General features: G+C 71.3%; 7 protein-coding genes. 6 read left to right on the top strand and 1 reads right to left on the bottom strand.

The features are described from left to right. Window positions 1-63: 63 nt before the first annotated feature. Complete coding sequence (locus ACFU8Q_RS36335; protein ID WP_384462857.1) at window positions 64-702, bottom strand: DUF461 domain-containing protein; 639 nt, start codon at window positions 700-702, stop codon at window positions 64-66. Window positions 703-1357: 655 nt separating this feature from the next. Here ACFU8Q_RS36335 and ACFU8Q_RS36330 point away from each other — a divergent pair. The 6 genes from ACFU8Q_RS36330 (at window position 1358) to ACFU8Q_RS36305 (ending at window position 7921) form a co-directional block, all read left to right on the top strand. Further along, on the top strand, window positions 1358-1840 hold the full coding sequence (locus tag ACFU8Q_RS36330) for a CarD family transcriptional regulator (RefSeq protein ID WP_006380568.1): 483 nt from the start codon (window positions 1358-1360) through the stop codon (window positions 1838-1840). A 333-nt stretch (window positions 1841-2173) separates the two neighbouring features. After that, window positions 2174-2920 (top strand): 2-C-methyl-D-erythritol 4-phosphate cytidylyltransferase, encoded by a 747-nt coding sequence (gene ispD / locus ACFU8Q_RS36325; protein ID WP_266747624.1) that lies wholly within the window; start codon window positions 2174-2176, stop codon window positions 2918-2920. Continuing rightward, window positions 2910-3413, top strand: a complete 504-nt coding sequence (gene ispF, locus ACFU8Q_RS36320) for a 2-C-methyl-D-erythritol 2,4-cyclodiphosphate synthase (protein WP_384462854.1) — start codon at window positions 2910-2912, stop codon at window positions 3411-3413. Before ispD ends, ispF begins: the two co-directional genes overlap by 11 nt. 260 nt (window positions 3414-3673) lie before the next feature. Then, a complete protein-coding gene (gene cysS / locus ACFU8Q_RS36315) occupies window positions 3674-5077 on the top strand; it encodes a cysteine--tRNA ligase (protein ID WP_384462851.1) in 1404 nt (467 codons plus the stop codon). An 83-nt stretch (window positions 5078-5160) separates the two neighbouring features. Then, window positions 5161-6117 (top strand): 23S rRNA (guanosine(2251)-2'-O)-methyltransferase RlmB, encoded by a 957-nt coding sequence (rlmB, locus tag ACFU8Q_RS36310; protein WP_384462848.1) that lies wholly within the window; start codon window positions 5161-5163, stop codon window positions 6115-6117. A 115-nt stretch (window positions 6118-6232) separates the two neighbouring features. After that, complete coding sequence (locus ACFU8Q_RS36305; RefSeq protein WP_384462845.1) at window positions 6233-7921, top strand: DoxX family membrane protein; 1689 nt, start codon at window positions 6233-6235, stop codon at window positions 7919-7921. Window positions 7922-8058: the final 137 nt, after the last annotated feature.

The raw sequence follows: 8058 nt of genomic DNA, 5'->3' as shown, positions 1-8058 counted from the left end.
CCCCCCGAAAGGGAGGGCGCCCTCCGCCGTTCACGTGCCTGCGTACGCGCGCACCCGCGTCGGTCAGCCGGTCTGCGCCGAGGCGGACGCGGCGTCGGACGGGGTGACCGCCTCGTCCGTGGAACCGGACTCGGCCCCGGGCTCGCCCGGCGCCCCCGGCGTCGCGGAGGGCGACGGCGCCACCGGCAGCGAGCTCGGGCCGAAGCCCGTGAAGTAGCTGGTCGCCGGAACGACGAACGCGCCGAGCGAGATCTCCCCGGTCGAGCTGAACTTGAAGACGACGGGCTGAACGTTGCCCGCCTGCGCGGCCTCGCGGCTCTTCTCGATCACGGCGGACGCGTTGCCCTTGCCGCCGAGGACCACCTTGCCGCCGGCCGGGACCACGACGGGTCCCGTGCCCTGGGCGGCGTGCAACTGCACCGCGACGCTCGTACCCGGCAGGGTGATGGCGTCCAGGGTCTGCTGCTTGGTGCCGTTGTTGAAGAGCGTCGCGGAGACGACGGCAGGGCCCTCGGCGTTGCGCTCGGGCTGGGTGATGACGTTCGCGTTCTGGATGCTGATGTCACCGGATCTGGTGGCAGCACTGTCCGGCCTGACCTTGAGCGTCGCTGCGTCATTGCCCGCACCGCACGCGGCGAGCGAGGCGATCGAGAACACGATGGCTGTGGCGGCGAGAGCGCCGTGTCGAAGGCTGCGGCTCACGGCGGCGGCAACTCCTTGAACGTGTCGGACTGCGGACGGGAGGGGCGGGCGGCGTAAAGCCGCCCTAAGGGTGTGTCAGCGGCCTTAGGCTACCGAGCCGTCCCACCCGCCCCGCACCCGACCCGCCCCTACGCGGCCCTTCGTGCTCCGGCACTTCCCGGGCCGGTGCCGTTCGGGGCCCGCACCCGGGGCCGGGGTTCACGGAACGGAGCACCACCGAACACCCCCGAAACCATCGACACGTTCCGTTCACATATCGCGGGTGATCAATTCATGGAGCGTGTCATGGAGTGTGGCGCATTCCGTTCGTATTAACCGATCGCATCGGGGTGCCGATCAATATCCATTGATCAACCACACGTGCGTCCGAGCGGGTGATCGATCTCCGAACGGAGTACGTAAAGTTCATCATCCTGAACCCGGCAAAACGGGACGTTCAACCACTTCGGAGCGGGGTTCCGATGCGTGTGACGTGCGTGTTTCGCCTCGCCTGTACAGCCGCTCCGACCTGCGAATACCGTCTCCCGTGAGCCTTCCGCAGCACGTACGTGTTGCTGTTGTCAAGCCCCGAGATATGCCCTGACCTGCGGAAACGCCATTCAGGAGAAGCTGTTCTCGTGTTACTCTTGATAGCCACGGAAGGGGTACCTGTCACATGACGTTCAAGGTTGGCGACACCGTGGTCTATCCCCATCACGGGGCCGCGCTGATCGAGGCTATCGAAACTCGCCAGATCAAAGGCGTGGACAAGACCTACTTGGTGCTCAAGGTCGCCCAGGGCGACTTGACGGTTCGTGTGCCGGCGGACAATGCGGAGTTCGTGGGCGTACGCGATGTGGTCGGGCAGGAGGGGCTGGACCGGGTCTTCGAAGTGCTGCGCGCACCGTATGCCGAAGAGCCGACGAACTGGTCCCGGCGCTACAAGGCAAATCTGGAGAAGCTCGCCTCCGGCGATGTCATCAAGGTCGCCGAAGTGGTTCGCGACCTGTGGCGTCGTGAGCGCGAGCGTGGACTCTCCGCAGGTGAGAAGCGGATGCTCGCCAAGGCTCGCCAGATTCTGGTGAGCGAACTCGCTCTCGCGGAGAACACGAACGAGGACAAGGCCGAGGCTCTGCTCGACGAGGTACTCGCGTCCTGAACCGGCTCACGCCGGCCGTAATTAATGTGCCGCGGTGCCCGCTGACAACCGTATTCACGGGATGTCGTCGGGCGCTGCGGCATGTTTGGATTCGGCCACGGCATGGCCGGATTTCGCCCCGACTCACCGATGCGTTGGCTTCATCGGCGATCCCCCGGATACGTTGCTCGCGATCTTGCGCAGCCGACCACGAACGGCCGGTGCGGCGTGCCCGTCGTCGACCGGGTGTCACGGAAAGGGCCCGGTCGAGTCCTGGCGTGGCGCCCGGCTCGCTTGTGGCCATACCCATGTCGGCCGTGGAAACAAACCTGCCGAAGCTTCGGAGTGCAACCGATGTCTGATCAATCGCGTCCGTACCGCACAGCCGCCGTGATCCCCGCGGCCGGCCGCGGCGTACGGCTCGGCCCGGGCGCCCCCAAGGCGCTCCGTGCGCTGGGCGGGACGCCCATGCTCATCCATGCGGTACGGGCCATGGCCGCGTCCCGTTCCGTCTCCCTGGTCGTCGTCGTGGCGCCGCCGGACGGCGCCCCCGAGGTCAAGAACCTGCTCGACGAGCACGCCCTGCCCGAGCGCACCGACTATCTCGTGGTGCCCGGTGGTGAGACCCGCCAGGAGTCGGTGCGGCTCGGTCTCGACGCCCTGCCCGAGGGCATCACCACCGTCCTCGTCCACGACGCGGCGCGCCCGCTGGTTCCCGTCGACACCGTGGACGCGGTGATCGAGGCGGTACGGGACGGCGCGCCCGCCGTCGTGCCCGCGCTGCCGCTCGCCGACACCGTCAAGGAGGTCGAGCCGGGGGCGCCGGGGGAGCCGGAGCCGGTGCTCGGCACGCCCGTGCGGGCAAGGCTGCGCGCCGTGCAGACCCCGCAGGGCTTCGACCGCGACACGCTGGTGCGCGCGCACGAGACCGTCGCCGTCAGCGGCGAGGGCGCCACGGACGACGCGGGCATGGTGGAGCGGCTCGGGGCGCCGGTCGTGGTCGTACCCGGGCACGAAGAGGCGTTCAAGGTGACCCGGCCGCTGGATCTGGTGCTGGCCGAGGCGGTACTCGCGCGCAGGAGGGCGAACGATGGCTTCTGAGGAACGGACCGGGCCCGTGATCCCGCTCGTCGGGATCGGCACGGACATCCACGCCTTCGAAGAGGGCCGCGAACTGTGGTGCGCGGGGCTGCTGTGGGAGGGCGAGGGGCCCGGTCTGGCCGGGCACTCCGACGCCGATGTCGTCGCGCACGCCGCGTGCAACGCGCTCTTCTCCGCCGCCGGGCTCGGCGACCTCGGGCAGCACTTCGGCACCGGGCGGCCCGAGTGGTCCGGCGCCGCCGGGGTCACTCTGCTGACCGAAGCGGCGCGGATCGTGCGGGCCGAGGGGTTCGAGATCGGCAATGTCGCCGTTCAGGTCGTCGGCGTACGGCCGAAGATCGGCAAGCGGCGCGACGAGGCGCAGCGGGTGCTGTCGGCCGCCGTGGGGGCGCCCGTCTCGCTCTCCGCCGCCACCTCCGACGGGCTCGGCTTCACCGGGCGGGCCGATGGCCTCGCCGGGATCGCGACCGCACTGGTCTACCGCACGGGCTGACCACCTCCGCGCTGCCGCTCGCGGGCGCCGCACTCGCCTTGACCTCCGGTGGGCAGGAACGGGAAGCGGGAGCCGTGACGCGGGGTTGGGGCAGGGGGCAGGAGCACCATCGTCCGGTGACGACGACGAACGCGTCGTCGTCCGCATCGTGCCCCGCAAGGCCGGCCCCATCCAGGGGCAGACACTGGGCCGCCGCAAACTTTTCCCCGCGATCCCCAAGGGGTGGCGGGGCACTGGTGCGCGCCCACTACCCTTGAGGCGTGACTATTCGCCTGTACGACACCAGCGCCCGGCAGATCCGTGACTTCGTCCCGCTCACAGCGGGCTGTGTCTCGATCTACCTCTGTGGCGCGACTGTCCAGGCCGCCCCGCACATCGGGCACATCCGGTCCGGGCTGAACTTCGACATCATGCGCCGCTGGTTCGAGTACCGCGGCTACGGCGTCACGTTCATCCGGAACGTCACCGACATCGACGACAAGATCATCGCGAAGTCGGCCGAGCAGGGCCGCCCGTGGTGGGCCATCGGGTACGAGAACGAGCGTGCGTTCAACGCCGGATACGACGCGCTCGGCTGCCTCCCGGTCACCTACGAACCGCGCGCGACCGGCCACATCCCCGAGATGATCGAGATGATGCGCGGCCTGATCGAACGCGGTCACGCCTACGCCGCCGACGGCAACGTCTACTTCGACGTGCGCTCCTTCCCCGGCTACCTGGAGCTCTCCAACCAGGACCTGGACGATCTGCGCCAGCCGTCCGGCGAGGGCGAGACCGGCAAGCGCGACCAGCGCGACTTCGCGATGTGGAAGGCGACCAAGCCGGGCGAGCCCAGCTGGGAGACCCCGTGGGGCCGCGGCCGGCCCGGCTGGCACCTGGAGTGCTCCGCCATGGCCCACAAGTACCTCGGCACCGCCTTCGACATCCACGGCGGCGGCATCGACCTGATCTTCCCGCACCACGAGAACGAGATCGCCCAGGCCAAGGGGTACGGTGACGAGTTCGCCAAGTACTGGGTGCACAACGGCTGGGTCACCATGTCCGGCGAGAAGATGTCGAAGTCGCTCGGCAACTCCGTGCTGGTCGGCGAGATGGTCAAGCAGTGGCGTCCGATCGTGCTGCGCTACTACCTCGGCACCCCGCACTACCGGTCGATGATCGAGTACAGCGAGGAGGCCCTGCGCGAGGCCGAGTCCGCGTTCGCGCGGATCGAGGGCTTCGTGCAGCGCGTCACCGAGAAGGCGGGCGAGACGGTCGAGCCCGCCACCGAGGTGCCGCCCGCGTTCGCCGAGGCGATGGACGACGACCTGGGCGTCCCGCAGGCGCTCGCGATCGTCCACACCACGGTCCGCCAGGGCAACTCCGCGCTCGCCGCCGACGACAAGGAGGCCGCCGTCGCCCGGCTCGCGGAGGTCCGCGCGATGCTCGGCGTCCTCGGCCTCGACCCGCTCGACGAGCACTGGGCGGGCGAGAGCGACCGCGGCGACGATCTGCACGGGGTCGTCGACACGCTCGTACGCCTCGTCCTGGACCAGCGCCAGTCGGCCCGCGAACGCAAGGACTGGCCGGCGGCCGACGCCATCCGCGACCAGCTCAACCAGTCCGGGCTCGTCATCGAGGACAGCCCGGCCGGACCACGGTGGACACTCGGCCCGCGCCAGTAGTCCCCCATGTGCCGCCCGGCGATCCGGGCGGCACACTTCACTTATACGTACGCACGTCTGAGAAGCAACGAAACAGGTAGGTCATGGCCGGGAACAGCCAGCGCAGGAACCGCCGCACGTCCAACAAGAAGGGCGCGCAGGTCGGCAGCGGTGGGCAGCGACGCCGTGGCCTCGAAGGCAAGGGCCCGACTCCGCCCGCCTCCGCCCGCAAGGGACACAAGAAGAACCGCATCGCCAGCGCCCAGGCCAAGCAGGCCGCGGCCCGCCGCCCCGCCCCCCGGCGCGGCGGCGCGAAGGGCACGTCCGAGATGGTCGTCGGCCGCAACCCGGTCTACGAGGCCCTGCGCGACGGCGTCCCGGCGACGACCCTGTACGTCCAGCAGTACATCGACAACGACGAGCGGGTCCGCGAGGCGCTCCAGCTCGCCGGCGAGCGCGGCAACATCAACCTGATGGAGGCCCCGCGCCCCGAGCTGGACCGGATGACGAACGGCCTGAACCACCAGGGCCTCGTCCTCCAGGTCCCGCCGTACGAGTACGCGCACCCGGAGGACCTCACCGCCGCCGCGTACGACAAGGGCGAGGACCCGCTGATCGTCGCCCTCGACGGCGTCACCGACCCGCGCAACCTGGGCGCGATCGTCCGCTCCGTCTCCGCGTTCGGCGGCCACGGCGTGGTCGTGCCGGAGCGGCGCGCGGCCGGGATGACGGCGGGCGCCTGGAAGTCCTCCGCGGGCACGGCGGCCCGTACGCCGGTCTCCCGGGTGACGAACCTGACCCGCGCCCTGGAGGGCTACCAGAAGGCCGGCATCACCGTCGTCGGCCTCGCCGCGGACGGCGAGCACACCGTCGAGGACCTGGAGGCACTCGCCGGTCCCGTCGTCATCGTCATCGGCAGCGAGGGCAAGGGCCTCGGCCGCCTCGTCGGCGAGACCTGCGACTACCGGGTCCGCATCTCGATGCCGGGCGGCGCGGAGTCGCTGAACGCGGGTGTCGCGGCCGGGATCGTCCTGTACGAGGTCGCGCGGCGCCGGGCCTGACGTACACCCGGACGGGGGGCGGCCGACCGGGGCGCCCCCTGCCGGAGACCATTGACGGGCCTCGGACACTTCGGGCCCGTCAAGGCAGTGTCCTAAACACACATCACTCGGTTAGATGAGTGTGGACACCAGAACGCCTCGGTTCGACGAACAACCCGCCCTGAGCATGACCAAGGTGGACTGCGACCCTGCGCAGGTCATCGTCAACCACGCCAGCTTCCGGGTGCGGCTCGCCCCCGGCCAGCGCGCGCGGCTGCACGGTCCGGCCCCCGTCGGCGTGCGCAGGATCCCCGCCATGAGCGGCGGCACCGGAGCGGCGCGCGGCAGGCGCTCGCCCGTCGTATGGAGCGGCAGGTCCGCCCCCGGCGACCCCGGCGCCACCGGACTCCTGCAGGCCGTACGGAACTCCACCGCGGGCCGCCCGGCCACCGCGTACGACTCCTACGACCCCTATGCCGCCCAACCCGCCCACACGGGCCACGAGTTCGACGGCGGGGCCGGCGCGGGCGGCACCCAGGTCATCGAGCGTCTCGAAGAGACCCGGCCCAACCCCGTCATCACCGCGCCGCACCAGCCGGGCCGCCACGGCAACGGCCCCCTGCTGCCGCCCATGCGCCGGGCGGTCGGCGCCTACGACCCCGTCGACACCGGACCGTACGGCCGGGGCGCCTACGACCGGGACGACGCGTACGACGAGGACGACTACGACGACAGCACCGACGCCCGGGGCCCGCGCCACGGCAACGACTCCGTGCGGCACGCGTACTACCCTGGCCGCCGGATGAACCTCGGCGTCGTGCTGCTGCCCCTGCGCGTCTTCCTCGGCTTCATCTCGGTCTACGCCGGCATGGGCAAGCTGTGCGACCCCGTCTACTTCGACGGCGGCGAACGCGGCTCGATGGTCAAGTGGCTGACCTCGCTGCACCCCTGGACACTGGCCGAGCCGCTGCGCGACTTCGCGCTCTCGCACCCCGTCGGCGCCGGGCTGACCGTCGCCTTCCTCCAGGTCGTCGTCGGCGTCCTCACCGTCCTCGGCCTCTGGCAGCGGGTCGCCGCCTCCTTCGGCGCCCTTCTCTCCGCCGCCCTGCTGGTCACCGTCAGCTGGCGCACCGTCGCCGCCTACGACGCGCCGGACATCATCTACCTCGCTGCCTGGAGCCCGCTGATCATCGCGGGCGCCCCCGTCTACTCCGTCGACGGACACCTCGCCGGTGAGGCATGGCGCAGGCTCGGCCCGCGCTCGGCGATCTGGGACCTGCGCCGCCGGGTGCTCCGACGGGGCGCCGTCGTCGCCACTGTCGTCGTCGGCCTCACCCTGCTCGTGGGCTCCATGCTCGGTGGCGCGGTCCGCTCCTCCGAGGTCGTCACCGTGCCCGGCCCGAACGGCAACCCGACCAACCAGCTGCCCGGCTCCCCGCTCCCGCAGGAGTCCCGCAGCGGCCGGGCCTCCCACACGCCCGCCGGGCAGCGCCCCGCGCCCTCCCGCAGCGGTGCCGCCACCTCCCCCTCCGACAAGGAGTCCACGCCCGCCGCGGGCTCCGTCCGCGAGTCCGGCCAGGCGGGGGCCGGTGCGGGACAGCCCAGCCAGACCCAGGGCGCCGTCCAGCAGCCCCTGCGGCAGACGACGCCGCAGCAGCCCCCGTCCAGCAGTTCCGGCAGTTCCGGCCCGAGCTCCTCCGGCTCCACCGGCACCGGCGGCGGCTCCACGGGGGGCGGCGGTACGGACAATGGCGGCTCCACCGGCGGGACGTCCGGCGGGACCTCCGGCGGCGGGCAGAACCCCATCGGCGGCCTGCTCGGCTGAGCCGCCGGGCCGGCACGCGACGCAGCTGAGCAACAGGGCCTGCACGCGACGAAGCTGAGCCGCAGGGCCTGCACGCGACGAAGCTGAGCCGCAGGGCCTGCACGCGACGAAGGGGCGGTCACCGGATATGTGTCCGG

It is taken from the genome of Streptomyces sp. NPDC057543 (assembly GCF_042801895.1).
In the GTDB taxonomy this organism is placed as follows: Bacteria; Actinomycetota; Actinomycetes; order Streptomycetales; family Streptomycetaceae; genus Streptomyces.
This window is presented reverse-complemented; position numbering and strand designations above follow the sequence as displayed.